Annotated in this window: 15 protein-coding genes, 1 tRNA gene and 1 pseudogene; 8 read left to right on the top strand and 9 right to left on the bottom strand. The window is 65.8% G+C overall.

Annotated elements, in window-relative coordinates:
- Positions 1 to 1,008: MltA domain-containing protein (locus Q0S71_RS06145; RefSeq protein WP_295992898.1), on the bottom strand; the 1,008-nt coding region annotated here is incomplete at its 3' end.
- 11 nt (positions 1,009 to 1,019) lie between these two features.
- Between Q0S71_RS06145 and Q0S71_RS06140 the strand changes: the two genes are divergently transcribed.
- Positions 1,020 to 1,160, top strand: coding sequence for a hypothetical protein (locus tag Q0S71_RS06140; protein WP_295992895.1), 141 nt, complete (start codon positions 1,020 to 1,022; stop codon positions 1,158 to 1,160).
- Between the two features lie 84 nt (positions 1,161 to 1,244).
- On the opposite strand, the gene apaG is transcribed toward Q0S71_RS06140, so the two are convergent.
- The gene (apaG, locus tag Q0S71_RS06135) at positions 1,245 to 1,619 is read right to left on the bottom strand and encodes a Co2+/Mg2+ efflux protein ApaG (RefSeq protein WP_295992893.1); all 375 of its coding nucleotides are present in this window, start codon (positions 1,617 to 1,619) and stop codon (positions 1,245 to 1,247) included.
- A 203-nt stretch (positions 1,620 to 1,822) separates the two neighbouring features.
- Between apaG and rpe the strand changes: the two genes are divergently transcribed.
- The 6 genes from rpe to trpC all read left to right on the top strand — a co-directional run bounded on the left by rpe (position 1,823) and on the right by trpC (position 7,429).
- Entirely contained in the window at positions 1,823 to 2,488 is a 666-nt protein-coding gene (rpe, locus tag Q0S71_RS06130; protein ID WP_295992891.1) for a ribulose-phosphate 3-epimerase, read from the top strand.
- Positions 2,489 to 3,199 (top strand): phosphoglycolate phosphatase, encoded by a 711-nt coding sequence (locus Q0S71_RS06125; protein WP_295992888.1) that lies wholly within the window; start codon positions 2,489 to 2,491, stop codon positions 3,197 to 3,199.
- Between the two features lie 206 nt (positions 3,200 to 3,405).
- The gene (gene trpE, locus Q0S71_RS06120; protein WP_295992885.1) at positions 3,406 to 4,902 is read left to right on the top strand and encodes an anthranilate synthase component I; all 1,497 of its coding nucleotides are present in this window, start codon (positions 3,406 to 3,408) and stop codon (positions 4,900 to 4,902) included.
- Position 4,903: 1 nt separating this feature from the next.
- A complete protein-coding gene (locus Q0S71_RS06115) occupies positions 4,904 to 5,467 on the top strand; it encodes an aminodeoxychorismate/anthranilate synthase component II (RefSeq protein WP_295992900.1) in 564 nt (187 codons plus the stop codon).
- Between the two features lie 67 nt (positions 5,468 to 5,534).
- Positions 5,535 to 6,572, top strand: a complete 1,038-nt coding sequence (gene trpD / locus Q0S71_RS06110) for an anthranilate phosphoribosyltransferase (RefSeq protein ID WP_295992883.1) — start codon at positions 5,535 to 5,537, stop codon at positions 6,570 to 6,572.
- 56 nt (positions 6,573 to 6,628) lie between these two features.
- Positions 6,629 to 7,429, top strand: coding sequence for an indole-3-glycerol phosphate synthase TrpC (trpC, locus tag Q0S71_RS06105; RefSeq protein ID WP_295992880.1), 801 nt, complete (start codon positions 6,629 to 6,631; stop codon positions 7,427 to 7,429).
- Between the two features lie 19 nt (positions 7,430 to 7,448).
- Here the strand turns inward: trpC and Q0S71_RS06100 are convergent, their stop codons facing one another.
- The 7 genes and pseudogenes from Q0S71_RS06100 to Q0S71_RS06070 form a co-directional block, all read right to left on the bottom strand.
- Positions 7,449 to 8,633: a GGDEF domain-containing protein gene (locus tag Q0S71_RS06100; RefSeq protein WP_295992877.1), complete on the bottom strand. Its 1,185-nt coding sequence runs from the start codon at positions 8,631 to 8,633 to the stop codon at positions 7,449 to 7,451.
- 120 nt (positions 8,634 to 8,753) lie between these two features.
- Positions 8,754 to 10,577 carry a M61 family metallopeptidase gene (locus Q0S71_RS06095; RefSeq protein ID WP_295992874.1) on the bottom strand — a complete coding sequence of 608 codons (1,824 nt, stop codon included), beginning with the start codon at positions 10,575 to 10,577 and terminating at the stop codon, positions 8,754 to 8,756.
- A gap of 33 nt (positions 10,578 to 10,610) precedes the next feature.
- Complete coding sequence (locus Q0S71_RS06090; RefSeq protein ID WP_295992871.1) at positions 10,611 to 11,198, bottom strand: nucleotidyltransferase family protein; 588 nt, start codon at positions 11,196 to 11,198, stop codon at positions 10,611 to 10,613.
- Between the two features lie 10 nt (positions 11,199 to 11,208).
- Positions 11,209 to 13,429: pseudogene (locus tag Q0S71_RS06085) on the bottom strand (molybdopterin cofactor-binding domain-containing protein).
- A 10-nt stretch (positions 13,430 to 13,439) separates the two neighbouring features.
- The gene (locus Q0S71_RS06080; RefSeq protein ID WP_295992869.1) at positions 13,440 to 13,898 is read right to left on the bottom strand and encodes a (2Fe-2S)-binding protein; all 459 of its coding nucleotides are present in this window, start codon (positions 13,896 to 13,898) and stop codon (positions 13,440 to 13,442) included.
- A 168-nt stretch (positions 13,899 to 14,066) separates the two neighbouring features.
- A complete protein-coding gene (locus tag Q0S71_RS06075; protein ID WP_295992866.1) occupies positions 14,067 to 14,804 on the bottom strand; it encodes a DsbC family protein in 738 nt (245 codons plus the stop codon).
- Between the two features lie 33 nt (positions 14,805 to 14,837).
- Positions 14,838 to 16,064: an FAD-dependent monooxygenase gene (locus Q0S71_RS06070; protein ID WP_295992863.1), complete on the bottom strand. Its 1,227-nt coding sequence runs from the start codon at positions 16,062 to 16,064 to the stop codon at positions 14,838 to 14,840.
- 238 nt (positions 16,065 to 16,302) lie between these two features.
- On the opposite strand from Q0S71_RS06070, the gene Q0S71_RS06065 reads away from it, so the two are divergent.
- Positions 16,303 to 16,378 (top strand) — tRNA-Phe (locus tag Q0S71_RS06065).
- Positions 16,379 to 16,384 lie beyond the last annotated feature (6 nt).

Genomic DNA, 16,384 nt, shown 5'->3' with positions numbered 1-16,384 from the left:
CCGATCTGCCACCGAGCGCTGCGGTGTCAGCGGCACGCCCAGCGCGCCCTTCGGGCCGACGCGCGGATCGGGCAGGCGCTCCTCCTTGAAGAACACATAACTCGGATTGGCGTTGAACAGCTCCTGCTCGCGCGACGGATGGCCGGCGATCCAGGCCTTGATGCCCTGCGCCGACGCCTGCTCGAACGTCAGCTCGCCCTTGTCGACCAGATAGCGGCCGATCGACTTGTACGGATGGCCATTCTGGTCCGCATAGGCGACGCGCACGGTTTCCTGCGTATCGCTCAGCTGCACACGGCCCGAACCCTGCACCTGCAGGAAGAAGGCCTCGACCGGATCGTCGACCCACAGCAGCTCCTTGCCCGGCGCGTCGGCGCCCTCGATTTCGGCGCGGGTCGAATACGGCACCACTTTTTTGCCGACCAGGCGGCCGCGCAGGCGCATGCCTTTCAACTCGGGATAGACGCTGGCCAGATCGACGGTAATCAAATCGTCCGGCACTTTATAGAGCGGCGTCTGATACGGGCCGCCCTTCTTGCGCGCGCCGCGCAGCAGCGGCTCGTAATAGCCGGTGATGAGGCCATCGCTGGCGCCGTCGGGCGCGATCACCTGGTTCGGCACCAGGAAGGCCTCGAAGAAGGTGCGGACCGCTTGTTCATCGCCGCCGCTGACGGAGCGCGCGATGGTGCAGGCCTCCTTCCAGTCGGCCTTCTTGACCAGCACCGCACACGAGGACATGAACGCCGGCCACGCGGCGCGCACATCGTCCTTGTCCCAGCCCGGCAGCGCCGAGTAAGTCGACGGCACCAGCTGCGGCGGCCCCGGTTTGGTGGGCGGCGTTGGCACGGGCGTGGGAGTTGGCGTGGGCGCGGCCACGGGAGGCTGCGGCTGAACAGGCGGCGGCACCGGCAGCGCGGGCGGCGCCGGCAATGGTGTGCTGGTGCAGGCGGCCAGCGAAAGTGCGATGACGGTGAGCGGAACGAGTAGACTACTGCGTGTGAATGACATGAGGGATCGTTATGTTGATAGTGATATTGGAAGCAGTGGCCGCGTTTTTCATCTTCGTCTTCATCGTCTGGTGGACCATGTTCTCGGGTCCCAAAACGGGCTACCACGAGCAGGCGCGGGAACGGCAAGCCAAGGACGACGCGGCCGATTAAGCGCGAGGGCGGCAAGGGCTGCGTCGGCAAGCGCCGCACCGGCAGCGCGCAGCATAGCGCGCATCACGCGCGCCGTGTCGCCACTTAGTGCAGGGTGCGCGGCAGCGACAGCACGAATTCCGGTATCTTCGCCTCGAACTGATGGCCATCCTCGGCCACGCAAAAGTATTCGCCGACCATGGAACCCTGCGGCGTGCCCAGCGCGGTGCCGCTGGTGTACTCGAACTGCTCGCCCGGCGCCAGCAGCGGCTGATGGCCGACCACGCCCAGGCCGCGCACTTCCTCGACATGGTTGTTGGCGTCGGTGATGACCCAATGGCGCGAAATCAGCTGCGCCGGCACCGTGCCCGTGTTCTTGATCGTGATCGAATAGGTGAACACGAAATTGGTGCGTTCCGGGTCGGATTTCTCGGGCAGATACTGGGTTCTGACCGACACGGTCAATTCGTAAGTGGCCATAGGTATTCCTTAACTCTCAAATGCAGCGCTGCGGCGGAAATCGCCAGCTTATCGACAGGCTTACATTGCACCGCAAATCGCCGCCGGGCGCAAGGTATAACCCTGAATTAGCGCGACAAATCGGCGCGCCCGCGGCGCTGCAAAACGCCGTCCCGGCGGCGCCCGGCGTAAAATGGCGCATCTTTTTAATCGCAGCCCCCACCATGCCTACTTATAAAATCGCCCCCAGCATCCTCTCCGCCGACTTCGCCCGCCTCGGCGAGGAAGTGCGCAACGTCGTCAGCGCCGGCGCCGACGTCATCCACTTCGACGTCATGGACAACCATTACGTCCCCAACCTGACCATCGGCCCGCTGGTGTGCCAGGCGATCCGCCCGCACGTGCAGGTGCCGATCGACGTCCACCTGATGGTGAAACCGGTCGACCGCATCATCCCCGACTTCGCCAAGGCCGGCGCCAACATCATCAGCTTCCACCCGGAGGCGTCCGAGCACCTCGACCGCACGCTGCAACTGATCCGCGACAACGGCTGCAAGGCCGGCCTGGTGTTCAATCCCGGCACGCCGCTGCACTTCCTCGACCACGTGATGGACAAGCTGGACCTGATCCTCATCATGTCGGTCAATCCCGGCTTCGGCGGCCAGTCCTTCATCCCGGAAGCGCTGCACAAGATCGCCCAGGTGCGCCGCAAGATCGACGAATCGGGCCGCGACATCCTGCTCGAAGTCGACGGCGGCATCAAGATCGACAACATCGCCGCCGCCGCCGCCGCCGGCGCCGACATGTTCGTGGCCGGCTCGGCGATCTTCGGCCAGCCCGATTACAAGGCCGTGATCGACGCCATGCGCGCGCAGCTGGCGAGCGTATAAATGACGACGACGGCGCGCCCAAGCAATTTTTCAGCATTGGCCGGCGTGCGCGCCGCCATCATCGATCTCGATGGCACCATGCTCGACACGGTGCCCGACTTCCACGTCGCCATCAACCGCATGCGCGCCGGATTCGACCTCGCGCCCATCACGCGGGAGCAGATCGCGCTGATGATAGGCAAGGGTTCGGAGAACCTGGTCCAGGCCGTGCTGGCACTGGACTACGACGGCGCCGGCGTGGCCGAACGCTACGACGCCGCGATGGCCGCCTACCAGCGCCACTATCTGGCCATCAACGGCCAAAACAGCACGCTGTATCCCGGCGTCGTGGCCGGCCTCGACGCGCTCAAGGCGCTGGGCCTGCGCCTGGCCTGCGTCACCAACAAGCCGATCGCCTTCGCCGAACCGTTATTAAAGCTAAACGATTTATACCGTTATTTCGAGGTCGTCTACGGCGGCGATTCGCTGCCCCGGAAAAAGCCGGACCCGCTGCCTCTGCACACCGTCTGCCGCGATTTCGGCCTGCCGGCCGCGCAGGTGGTGGCCATCGGCGACTCCTCGAACGACGCGCAGGCCGCGCGGGCGGCGGGCTGCCCGGTGCTGACTGTGCCTTATGGTTACAATCACGGCGAATCTATACACGCTATCGATTCCGATGGTATAGTTGACACGCTGCTCGATGCGGCGAACCAGATTCGCGCGCAAAACTGAACATCAAAAAAGACATCCCCAATAATGTTTCTCGACAAAAAACACACTGTCACACAACCAGCCTCGATTGAGGCCTGGCTTTGGCGACGCTGGCAATCCTGGCAAAACTGAGCCAAGCTGATTGCTGTCGCACGTGCCCGCGCACCCGACAGGTTTTTTGACACACCACCGCCCACTTCCAAAACCGGGCGGCATGGAGAGAAGACATGACCGAACTCGAATTCAAATCGCTGGCCACGCAAGGCTACAACCGCATCCCGCTGATCGCGGAAGCCTTCGCAGACCTCGAAACCCCGCTCACGCTCTACCTCAAACTGGCGCAGACCCAGAGCGGCGGCAAGAACACCTTCCTGCTCGAATCGGTGGTCGGCGGCGAGCGCTTCGGCCGCTACTCCTTCATCGGCCTGCCGGCGACGACGGTGCTGCGCAGCTTCGGCACGCGCACCGAGATCGTCAAGAACGGCGCCGTCATCGAAACGCACGAGGGCAATCCGCTCGACTTCATCGAAAGCTACCAGTCGCGCTTCAAGGTCGCCCTGCGTCCCGGCATGCCGCGCTTCTGCGGCGGCCTGGCCGGCTACTTCGGCTACGACACGGTGCGCCACATCGAAACCAAGCTGGCCGCCGGCGCCCAGAAGGACGACCTGGGCCTGCCCGACATCCAGCTGATGGTGACCGAGGAGCTGGCCGTCATCGACAACATCTCCGGCAAGCTCTATCTGATCGTCTACGCCGACACCACCCAGCCCGAGTCCTTCTCCAAGGCGCGCCAGCGCCTGAAGGACCTGCGCATGATGCTGCGCCGCGGCGTCGACGCGCCGGTGACATCGAGCTCGGTGCGCACCGAAACCATCCGCGACTTCAGCAAGGAAGAGTATCTGAAGGCCGTCGCCAAGGCCCACGAATACGTGATGGCCGGCGACTTGATGCAGGTGCAGATCGGCCAGCGCCTGCGCAAGCCCTACGTCGATTCGCCGCTGACGCTGTATCGCGCCCTGCGCTCGCTGAACCCGTCGCCGTATATGTACTTCTACAATTTCGGCGACATGCAGATCGTCGGCGCCTCGCCCGAGATTTTGGTGCGCAACGAGACCGCGCCGGACGGCGAGAAAAAAGTCACGCTGCGCCCCATCGCCGGCACCCGGCCGCGCGGCGCCACGCCGGCCCGCGACGCCGAGCTGGCGAAAGAGCTGCTGGCCGACCCCAAGGAAATCGCCGAACACGTGATGCTGATCGACCTGGCGCGCAATGACCTGGGCCGCATCGCCGAAATCGGCAGCGTCACCGTCACCGACCGCCTCGTGATCGAAAAATATTCGCACGTCCAGCACATCGTCTCGAATGTCGAAGGCAAGCTGAAAGACGGCCTGTCCAACCTCGACGTGCTGCGCGCCACCTTCCCGGCCGGCACGCTGACCGGCGCGCCGAAAGTGCGGGCGATGGAAGTGATCGACGAACTGGAAATCAGCAAGCGCGGCATCTACGGCGGCGCCTGCGGCTACCTGTCCTTCGGCGGCGAAATGGATGTGGCGATCGCGATCCGCACCGGCGTCATCAAGGACGGCATGCTGTACGTGCAGGCCGCCGCCGGCATCGTCGCCGATTCCATCCCCGAGATGGAATGGCAGGAAACCGAAAACAAGGCGCGCGCCGTGCTGCGCGCCGCCGAACAGGTGCAAGACGGCCTCGATGGGGAGCTCTGACATGCTGCTGATGATAGATAACTACGACTCCTTCACCTACAACATCGTGCAGTATTTCGGCGAGCTCGGTGAAGACGTGCGCGTGTACCGCAACGACGCCATCACGATCGCGGAAATCGAGGCGCTCAATCCGGACCGCATCTGCATTTCGCCGGGACCGAAAGATCCGTCCCAGGCCGGCATTTCCATCGAGGTGCTGCGTCACTTCGCCGGCAAGAAGCCGATACTCGGCGTCTGCCTCGGCCACCAGGCCATCGGCCAGGCCTTCGGCGGAAAAGTCATCCGCGCCAAGCAGGTCATGCACGGCAAGACGTCCGCCATCGCGCACACCGGCGTCGGCGTCTTCAAGGACTTGCCGTCGCCGTTCACCGTGATCCGCTACCACTCGCTGGCCATCGAACGCAGCTCGCTGCCGGCCTGCCTGGAAGTGACGGCATGGACCGACGACGGCGAAATCATGGGCGTGCGCCACAAGGACTACGACATCGAGGGCGTGCAGTTCCACCCCGAGTCCATCCTGTCCGAGCACGGCCACGCGCTGCTGAAGAACTTCCTGGTTCGCTGATTGGGGGCGCCGCGCCCGCGCGCACGCCACCAGTCCGTCCCGCGTCCCCATACAAGAAGGAACCGCCATGCCGATCACCCATCAAGAAGCGCTGCTGCGCTGTATCGAACACCGCGAAATTTTCCATGACGAGATGCTGCACCTGTTCCGCCAGATCATGTCCCGCGAGATGTCGCCGGTGATGGTCGCGGCCCTCACCATGGGCCTGCGCGTGAAAAAGGAAACCATCGGCGAGATCGCCGCCGCCGCGCAGGTGATGCGCGAATTCTCGACCAAGGTGCCGATGGCCGACACCCGCAATCTGCTCGACATCGTCGGCACCGGCGGCGACGGCGCGCACACCTTCAACATTTCGACGGCGGCGATGTTCGTGGCCGCCGCCGCTGGCGCGCGCGTGGCCAAGCACGGCGGGCGCAGCGTGTCCTCCTCGTCCGGCAGCGCCGACGTGATCGAATCGCTGGGCGCCAACATCAACCTGAAGCCGGAGCAGATCGCGCAGTCGATCGCGCAGACAGGCATCGGCTTCATGTTCGCGCCCAACCACCACGCGGCGATGAAGCACGTGGCGCCGGTGCGCCGCGAACTGGGCGTGCGCTCCATCTTCAATATTCTCGGACCGCTGACCAATCCGGCCGGCGCGCCGAATATCTTGATGGGCGTGTTCCACGCCGACCTGGTGGGCATCCAGGTGCGCGTGTTGCAGCGCCTGGGCGCCCAGCATGCCATCGTCGTTTATGGCCGCGACAATATGGATGAAGTCTCCCTGGGCGCCGCCACCCTGGTCGGCGAATTGGTCGACGGCGAAATCCGCGAATACGAAATCCATCCGGAAGACTTCGGCCTGCAAATGACGGCCAGCCGCAACCTGAAGGTGGCCGACGCCGCCGAGTCGAAAGCGAAGATCATGGAAGCGCTGAGCGGCCAGCCCGGCGCGGCCCGCGATATCGTCGCGCTCAATGCCGGCACGGCGCTGTACGCGGCCGGCGTGGCGACGTCGATCGCCGATGGCCTGGAACGCGCGCGCGCCGCCATCCTGTCCGGCGCGGCGCTGAAAAAAGTCGAGCAGTTCGTGCAGGTCACGCAAAGCCTCGGCAGCGCGAACTGACGCCGCGCCCGCACTGCGATCGCGCCCGCCCCCCTTACTTTTTACCGGTTCCCATCATGTCCGACATCCTCAATAAAATCCTCGCCGTCAAGGCCGACGAAGTGGCCGCCGCCAAAAAATACCGCAGCTACGCCAGCCTGCGCGGCGACGTCGAAGGCAACGCCGAACTGCGCGCCGAACTGCGCGGCTTCGAAGCGGCGATCCGGCACAAGGTCGCCGCCGGCGACGCGGGCGTCATCGCCGAAGTGAAAAAAGCGTCGCCGTCGAAAGGCGTGCTGCGCGCCGACTTCCGCCCGGCGGACATCGCGGCCAGCTACGCGGCCAATGGCGCGGCCTGCCTGTCGGTGCTGACCGACCGCCAGTTCTTCCAGGGCGCGGCCGACTATCTGCGGCAGGCGCGCGCCGCCTGCGCGATCCCGGTGCTGCGCAAGGACTTCATGATCGATATGTATCAGGTCTATGAAGCGCGCGCGATGGGCGCCGACTGTATTTTGCTGATCGTCGCCGCGCTCGATCACGGCCTGATGGCGGAGCTGGAAGCGTGCGCCCATGAACTGGGCATGGGCGTGCTGGTGGAAGTGCACGACGGCGAGGAACTGACGGCCGCGCTACGGCTCAACACCGGCATGGTCGGCATCAACAACCGCAACCTGCGCACCTTCGACACCTCGCTCGATACCACGCTGGGACTGCTGGACCGCATCGCGCCGGAAAAAATAGTGGTGACCGAGTCGGGCATCATGGTGCCGGCCGATGTGCGGCGCATGCGCGACGCCAACGTCCATGCCTTCCTGGTCGGCGAAGCATTCATGCGCGCGCCCGATCCGGGCGCGGAACTGCGCCGTTTGTTCGGCTGACGGTTTGTTCGGCTGAAGGTCAGGCGGCGGCGGAGCGGCTCGGCTGCGCCGCATCGGCCGGCGCGAACTCGATGCGATTGCGGCCGTTTTCCTTGGCGCGATAGAGCGCCGCGTCGGCGCGCATCAACAAGCCGTCCAGTTCCTCGTCGCAGTCCAGCTGGGAGGCCAGGCCGATGCTGACGGTGCACGGCGTGAGCCCGTCGGCGCAGGGCGCGCGCAGCGAGAACTGAATACGCTCGGCGACCGCGTGGGCGATGTCGGAGCCCGACTGCGGCAGCAATACGATGAATTCCTCGCCGCCGAAGCGGGCCACGTGGTCCGATTCGCGCAGCGCCTTGCCGATGATGTCGGCGACGTGCATCAGCATGCGGTCGCCGCTGGCGTGGCCGTGGACGTCGTTGATCTTCTTGAAAAAATCGAGGTCGATGCTGAGCAGCGTCATGACGCGGCCGGCACGCCGCATCTGCGCCCTCTCCTTGACGTAGATGTCGGCGAAACCGCGCCGGTTCAACACGCTGGTCAGCGGGTCCAGCGTCGAACGCTGTTCCAGTATGGTTTGCAGGCGGCGCGTGGCGACGGCCATGAAGCCGACCGTCAGCAGCAGCGACATGAAATTGCCGGCGGCCAGAAACAGGCTTTGGTAGCCGCTGTGCTTGAGCAGGTTGACGCCGTCGAGCGCACCGGATGTCGCCATCGCGCCGCGCGTGAGCACGACGACCGACTGCGTCAGCATCAGGGCGCCGAAAAAATAGGAGGACAGATGGCGCTCGCCGTGGCGCGCGATCAGCATCGTCTGGCGCACGTAGAACACCAGCACCAGCAGGGAGAACACGGCGATGAGGGCGCCGAAGGAAGCCCGCGCCAGCAGCAGCCATCCCATGCCGGCCATGCCGACGCACCACAGCGCGTGGAACAAGCGCCAGCTGGGCGCGAGGCCGTAGAATTTTTCGGTCCCTATCATCGACATGCCGATGCCCCACAACAGCAGCGCGCTGGCCGCCAGCGGCGCCAGCGGGTCCGGCAGCGCGTCGCGCACTCCGTAGCAGCAGGCCGCGCACACCAGGCAAAACAAACCCAGCGCCCATTGCTTCACGCCGCCGATCTCGGACGGAAAACTGCGCCACACCGAGAACAGCACCACGCACATGGCCCCGCCCATCAGGGTCGACATCAGGATAACGGTGCGGGCGTCGAGCAAATTCAAGGGCGGTCCAGATCCGAAAAGTACAACTGCTGGGTGTCAAAGACTTTCTTGTTGGTCGAGCATTTTAGATTAAAAATTAACAATTGAATATGCTTCTTTTTCAAGAGGCTGACGGCGGCTTTAACGCACGGCGCTGGGGCGCTTGAACGCGGCCGCTTTCTTTCCCGGCGCGGCCACCGTCAAGGTCACGGCGGGCACGCGGTCGCCTTGCAGCGCGACGTCGAAGCGCAGCAATTCGTCGCGGCGGAAGGCGTGCACCTCCACGCCGGCGCCGACCTGGTAGCGCGCCAGCAGCGGCTCCAGGTTGGCCGGCGTGACGCGCAAGCCGTCCAGCGCCACCAGCACGTCGCCGGCCGACATGCCGGCGACGTGCGCGGCGCCGCCTTCGTGGACGGCCGACAGCTTGGCGTCGTTGCCGTCGCGGCCCAGGTTCACGTCGAGACTCGGCTTGGCCGATTTGCGCTCGTCGGCGTAGGCCACGCCGAAGGGCGCCAGCAGTTTGGCCAGCGGCACGTCGTCGGTGCCGCGGACGTATTTGTCGAAGAAGGGCTTGAATTTGCTGCCGCCGATTTCATCGAACAGCGCCTCGGCTTCGGCCGGCGTCACGCCGCGTCCACCGCCTTCGTAAAAGTCGCGGCCATAGCGCTGCCACAGCGCCTGCATCACATCGTCCAGCGTTTTGGCGCCGCCGGTGCGGGTGCGCAGCGTCAGGTCGAAGGCCAGCGCGATCAGCGATCCCTTGGTGTAGTAGCTGATGATGGCGTTCGCCGCGTTCTCGTCCTGGCGGTAGTATTTGTGCCAGGCGTCGAAGCTCGATTCGGCCACGCTTTGCTTGCTGCGGCCGCTGCCGCGCAGGACGCTGTTGACGGTCTTGGCCAGCAGCTTGTAGTAGCGCGCCTCGTCGATAATGCCGGCGCGGACCAGCATCAAATCGTCGTAGTAGCTGGTGAAGCCCTCGAATAGCCACAACAAAGGCGAGTAGTTTTCCACTTGCAGGTCGTAGGGCGCGAAGGCGGCCGGCTTGATGCGCTTGACGTTCCAGGTGTGGAAATACTCGTGGCTGCACAGGCCGAGAAATTGCAGGTAGCCGTCGCCTATCTCTTTGCCCTGCGGCGTGGCGGTGGTCGGCAAATCGGCGCGGTTGCAGATCAGCGCCGTCGACGCGCGGTGTTCGAGGCCGCCGTAGCCGTCGCCGACGGCCATGGTCAGGAACAGGTAGCGCTCCATCGGCGCGCGCCTGGTCTTGGGCTCGAAGAAGGCGATCTGGGTTTCGCAGATGGTTTTCAGGTCGGCGCACAGGCGCGCCATGTCCAGGTTGGGCACGCGGCCGGTGATGACGATGTCGTGCGCCACGCCGTGCGCCTTGAAGGTGCCAAGCGCGAACTCGCCCTGCTCCACCGGATGGTCGATCAGCTCATCGTAGTTGGCGGCGATGTAGCTGCCGTAGCCGTAGCGCTTGGCCTTCAGTTCCGGCAGCGTGGTGGCGACGCGCCAGTTGCGCGCGGCCGGATCGGCGGCGCGCTGGATGTCGACCACGTGCGGCGCCTGCTCCTGCCCGCGCACGCGCAGGAACACGCTGGTGCCGTTGAAGAAGGCGTGGCTCTGGTCCAGGTGCGCGGCGCGCACCGACAAGTCCCAGGCGTAGACGTCGTACCGCACCACCAGCGCGCCCGCGTTGTTGCCGAGCGGCGCCGCCTGCCACGAGTGCTTATCGAGCTTGGTCAGCGCCACCGGTTTGCCGTTCGCCTCGGCGCTGATCTGCACGATGTTGCGCGCGAATTCGCGGATCATGTAACTGCCCGGGATCCAGGCCGGCAGCACTAGCCCCTGGCCGTCGGCGGCCGGCGCGGCCACCGTCAGCGTGACCTGGAACAGGTGGCCGCCCAAATCCTTCGGGACGATGGCGTAGGCCACGGCGGGCGATTTATTATTCGTTTTCTTCATTGTTGTTCTCGTGGTGTCCACTGTTGTTATCGATTATAGGTCGGCCGGTGTATCAATATCGCGCAGCACGCCGGGATCGTCAACGACCACGTCCTGCACGGCGTGGCTTTTCAGGATGGCGCGCGCGCCCTGGTCGCCGTCCAGCGCCAGCAGCAGCGGCAAATGAAAGTGGCTGAAGGCGACCGGATTGCCGCGCCGGCCCTGGTGCAGCGGCGCGGCGATGCGCGCGCCGTCGTCGATGGCGCGCGCTAACAGTCGTATCGTATTGGTTTGAATAAAAGGCATGTCGCCCAGCGCCACCAGCCAGCCCTCGGCGCCCTTGGCGTGCTCGATGGCGTGGGTCAGCGAAGCGGCCATGCCGGTGTCGGCGTCGACGCAGACGCGTACTTCGCACCCGAGCGCGCCGAGTTTGGCGGCGACCTGGCCGTCGTCGGGCCGCACCACCGCGATCACGCGCGGCAGCACGGCCAGCAGCTTGCGGGCGCTGGCGACGACGACGGCGTCGCCAGCATGTTCACCGGCCGCGCCGCCGTCCAGCGTTTGCAGCAGTTTGTTGCGCACGCCGGACGGGTCGAATCGTTTGCCCCGTCCGGCGGCCAGCAGGATGCCGACGATGGTCATCGGCGCCCGCTCACGCCAGGTCGAACGGCAGCTTGCGCATGCGTTTTCCCGTCAGCGTGAACACCGCGTTGGCCAGCGCCGGCGCCAGCGGCGGCAGGCCAGGTTCGCCCATGCCGGTCGGCGCGTCGGCCGACTGCACGATGTGGACCTCGACCACCGGCATGTCCGGCATGCGCGCGACCGGATAGTCGCTGAAGTTCTGCTGCTCGACCACGCCGTCCTTGAGCGTGATGGCCGCACCCGGCATCGTCGTCGTCAATCCCATCAGGGCCGCGCCCTGGATCTGCGCTTCGATCGTCAGCGGATTGACGGCCAGGTTGCAGTGCACACCGGCGGTGACGTGGTGCAGCTTGGGCGCGCCGTCCTTGATCGAGGCCACCACCACGTAGGCGATCACGGTGTTGAACGATTCGTGCATCGCCACGCCCCAGGCCTGGCCTTTAGGTAAAGCCTTCTTGCCATAGCCGGACTTGGCGACGGCCAGGTCCAGCGCGGCCACGTGGCGCGGATGGTCGGCGCCCAGCAGCTTTTTGCGATAGACCACGGGATCGGTCTTGGCCACGTGCGCGGCTTCGTCGATCAGCGTTTCCATCACATAGCCGGTGTGGGTGGAACCGACGGAGCGCCACCACAGCACCGGCACGTTGGCCTTGGCGATGTGGGCGGTCAGATTCATGGGCACGGCGTAGGTGCCGGTCATGCCTTCGACCATGGTGGCGTCGACGCCGTTCTTGACCATCACCGGCTCGAACGGCGTGCCGCTGATGATGGACTGGCCGACGATGCTGTGGTTCCAGGCCACGATGTTGCCCTGCTCATCGAGGCCGATCTCCGCGTTGTGCACGTGCGACGGGCGATAGTAGCCGCCCTTGATGTCGTCCTCGCGGCTCCAGATGATTTTCACCGGACCGGCGTGGCCGGCGGCCTTGTAGACCTTGGCGACGTTGACCGCTTCGACGATGTAGTCGGAGGTCGGCACGGCGCGGCGGCCGAAACCGCCGCCGGCCATCATCGTGTGCAGCACCACCTGTTCCGGCTTGAAGCCGGAGGTGGCGGCGATGGCGCCGTGGTCGAAGGTCTGGAACTGCGAGCCGGCCCACACGGTGCAGCCGTCGTCGCGCAGGTCGACCACGCAGTTGAGCGGCTCCATCGGCGCGTGCGCCAGATACGGAAATTCATAGACCGCTTCGATCTTGTGCGCGGCGCCGGCCAGCCTGGAGGTGTCGGCCCGGGCGACGACGGCGCCCGGCGTTTTCGCCAGCGCCTTGTAGTCGGCCAGCTGCTTGTCGCTGCTGACTTTTTCGACGGCGCTGCTGTCCCAGTCGATGACGAGGGCGTCGCGGCCCTGCTTGGCCGGCCAGTAACCGTCGGCGATGACGACCACGCCGCTGCCGCCACGGTCGGTCGCCACTTGCAGCACGTCGATCACGCCCTTGATGGCCTTGGCTTTGCTGGCGTCGAACTTGGCGACCTTGGCGCCGAACACCGGCGGCCGCGCCACCACGGCGACCTTGCTGCCGGGCGCCTTGAAGTCCATGCCGAAGACCTGCTTGCCGGTCGATTTCAGGCGCGCGTCGAGGCGCTTGACCGGCTTGCCGACGATGTGGAAATCCTTCACATCTTTCAGCACGACTTTTTCGGGCACCGGCTGCTTCATGGCCGCATCGGCCATGGCGCCGAAGGTGGCCTTCTGGCCGGCCGGGCCGGTCAACACGCCCTTCGCGGCCTTGACCTGTTCCGGCTTGACCTTCCACTGCTCGGCCGCGGCGGCGACCAGCATGGCGCGCGCGCGCGCCGATTTCGCGGTACTGCGAAAACGAGTGGTTGATGGTGCCGGAGCCGCCCGTCATCTGGATGCCGAAGGCCGGATCGCGGTAGGCGTCGCCGGCCGGGGCCAGCTCGCCGCGCATCTGCGACCAGTCGGCGTCGAGTTCTTCGGCGATAATCATCGGCAGCGCGGTCTGCACGCCCTGGCCGAATTCGAGCCGGTTGACCTGCACGGTGACGGTGTTGTCCGGCGCGATGTGCAAGAAGGCGTTGGGCTGATAAATCGGCTTGGCGGCGTCCTGCGCCTTGGCGAAGCGGTTCGCGCCGGGCACGAAGAAGCCCAGCACCAGGCCGCCGCCGACGACGGCGCCGGCCTTCATGAAGCCGCGGCGCGACAGGCCGGCGGCGGGGGTGAGGAGGGACGCTGCCCGCAACGGTTCCTGATTGAGCCATTCGATACGCATACTGTTCTCCTTAGGCGATGGCTTTGGCGGCGTCGTGGATGGCGGCGCGGATCCGTTGATAGGTGCCGCAGCGGCAGATGTTGCCGCTCATGGCGTTGTCGATGTCGGCGTCGGTCGGCGCCTTGTTCGTCTTGAGCAGCGCGGTGGCGCTCATGATCTGGCCGCTCTGGCAGTAGCCGCACTGCGGCACGTCGATCTTGACCCACGCGTCCTGCACGGCCTTGCCGACCTTGTCCGACTCCATCGCCTCGATGGTGCTGATCTTCTGGCCGACGGCGGCCGAAATCGGCGTCACGCACGAGCGGATGGGCTGGCCGCCCAGGTGCACGGTGCAGGCGCCGCACAGCGCCGCGCCGCAACCGAATTTGGTGCCGGTCATGTTCAGGTTGTCGCGCAAGGCCCACAGGATGGGCGTGGAGGGATCGGCGTCGACCTGCGTGTCTTTACCGTTGATATTGAGTGTAATCATTTAGAACTCCTTGGACACCGCGTTTGCATCGTAAAAATCGGGACCTGCTGCGGGCCGGCCAGGCCATGGCGGCCAGGCCCGCCGTCGTACAGCGAACAAGGGCCGACTCCTTGCGAAATCGGCCCGGGGCTTGCGGGGTGGGGCGCGGCGGGGCGCCGCGCGACGTCATTACTGTTGGATCGAAGCCAGCTTCGCTTCCAGCGCCTTGGCGTCGAGCGCGCCGGGGATGCGGCTGCCGTCGGCGAAGAAGATCGACGGCGTGCCCGTGATGCGCAGCTTCTGGCCCAGCGCCAGCACCTGGTCGTTCGGCGTGGTGCAGTTGGCCGGCGCGTTCGGCGCCATTTTGCCGCTGACCATCCAGTCGTCCCAGGCCTTGTTGCGGTCGGCCGCGCACCAGATGTTCTTCGATTTGTCGAACGAGTCTTCGGCCAGGATGTTGTACATGAAGGTGTAGACGGTGACGTTGTCCATCTCCTTGAGCGTCTGCTGGCGGAAGCGCTTGCAGTAGCCGCAGTTTGGATCTTCGAACACGGCGATCACGCGCTTGCCGTTGCCCTTGACCAGCTTGACCGCGCTCTCGAGCGGCAGGTCGGAGAATTTGATTTTGTTGATGTCGTCGAGGCGGGCCTTGGTCAGGTCGGTCATCGACTTGGCGTCGAAGACGTGGCCGGAGAACAGATAGCTGCCGCTGCGGTCCGCGTAGAGGATTTCGCCGCCGGTGCGGATTTCATACAGGCCGCCGTAGGGCGTGGCCTTGACGGAATCGATCTTGACGCCGGCGCCCAGGCGCGGCTCGACCAGCTTCTTGATGTTGTCCTTGATGGTTTCCTCGTTCGGCGTTTCGGCGCCGACGCAGGACGCGATCAGCGTCGATAACAACAGCAGTACGATCTTACTCTTCTTCATGACATCTCCGATAACACCAAAAACAAAACGACACTAGCCCCGGCTGCCGAGGGCGTGGGAAATCAAACGGCGCTTCAGCATGGGCAATTTATCGAGCAAGTTTAATCCCAAATTGCGCACCACGCGCAGCGGCTCCAGGTCGGCGCCGAACAGGCGCGCCAGGCCGTCGGTGGTCAGCTGCATCAGCAGCACGTCCTCCTTGCGCGCGCGGGCGTAGCGCGCCAGCACGCGCTCGTCGCCGGCGCCGCGCTGCGGCTCGCGCGCGCTGACGGTCTTGACCAGCTGCGCGACGTCGGCGAAACCGAGGTTCATGCCGTGGCCGGCCAGCGGGTGGACCACGTGGGCGGCGTCGCCGACGAGGGCCACGCGCGGCGCGGTCATGGCGTGGGGACGCATCAGCACCAGCGGGATGTCGCGCACCAGTTCCGGCTTCAGCGGCGTCAGGGCGCCGAGCTTGGGACCGGCGTAGGCGTCGAGCCGCGCGGCCAGCTGCGCGGCCGATGCGCGCCGCAGCGTGGCGGCCAGCGCGTCCGGCGCCGACCACACCAGCGACACTTGATTACCCGGCAGCGGCAGCAAGGCGATGATGCCCTCGGCGCCGGTGAACCACTGGTGCGCGGCGCCGTGGTGCGGCAGCTCGCAGGCGAAGTTGCTGACCACGGCGCACTGGCCGTAGGCGCGGTAATCGAGGCCGATGTCGCACTGCCCGCGCACCCAGGACTGGGCGCCGTCGGCGCCGACCACCAGCGCGGCGCGGATGACGGTGCCGTCGTCGAGGTGGACGGCGGCGCCGTCGGCGGCGCGCACCAGGCCGGAGGCGCGGCCGCTGACCAGCTCCACGTTCGGCGCGAATTGGAGGGCGGCGTCGAGCGCCTGGTTCAGGTTGCGGTCTTCGACGATCCAGGCCAGCGTGCCGGTGCGGGCGCCGTAAGCGTCGAAGGCCAGGCCGCCGGCGTGGGCGCCGTCGCCGTTGACGAGCATGGCGTCGACCGGCGCGACGCGGGCCGCGTCGAGCGCGCCCCAGACTTTGAGCGCCGCCAGCAGGTCGCGGGCGGTGTGGTTGAGCGCGTAGACCCGCACATCCCAGCCCGGATCGCCCGCCGCCGCCGCTGGTGCCGATGTCGGCGGCGACAGCATCGTCACGCTCTGCCCGGCCTGCGTGAAGGCCAATGCCGCCGTCTTGGCGATGGCGCCATTGCCGACGATACAAATATCACTTTGAATCAAGCGCCGCACGGGGGGAGATGATGGACTGGTCATCCGGACATTATAGCGGTTGTCGCGCCAACGCTACGGCTGGGCCCTCTTCTGGCGGTGGGGCCGGGCGGCCGGCGGGCATTAGCGATGCCGGTGGCGGCAACGGCGATCAATTCGCGCTCACGGAGCACCAGCGCGACCCGCCAATCGCAGGGGAAACGCGCCGTCCGGCCTATCGTCGCGGGGAAATTTTCGGTGCGGCCTTGCAATTTCATTTGGGCCTGCTATAATTCTGCTCCTTGGCCTGGTAGCTCAGTTGGTAGAGCAGAGGATTGAAAATCCTTGTGTCGGTGGTTCGATTCCGCCCCGGGCCACCAAGAACA

This window comes from Rugamonas sp. (assembly GCF_025354735.1).
GTDB lineage: Bacteria > Pseudomonadota > Gammaproteobacteria > Burkholderiales > Burkholderiaceae_D > Rugamonas.
The sequence above is the reverse complement of the archived record's forward strand: the minus strand, read 5'-3'. Positions and strand labels throughout refer to the sequence as shown.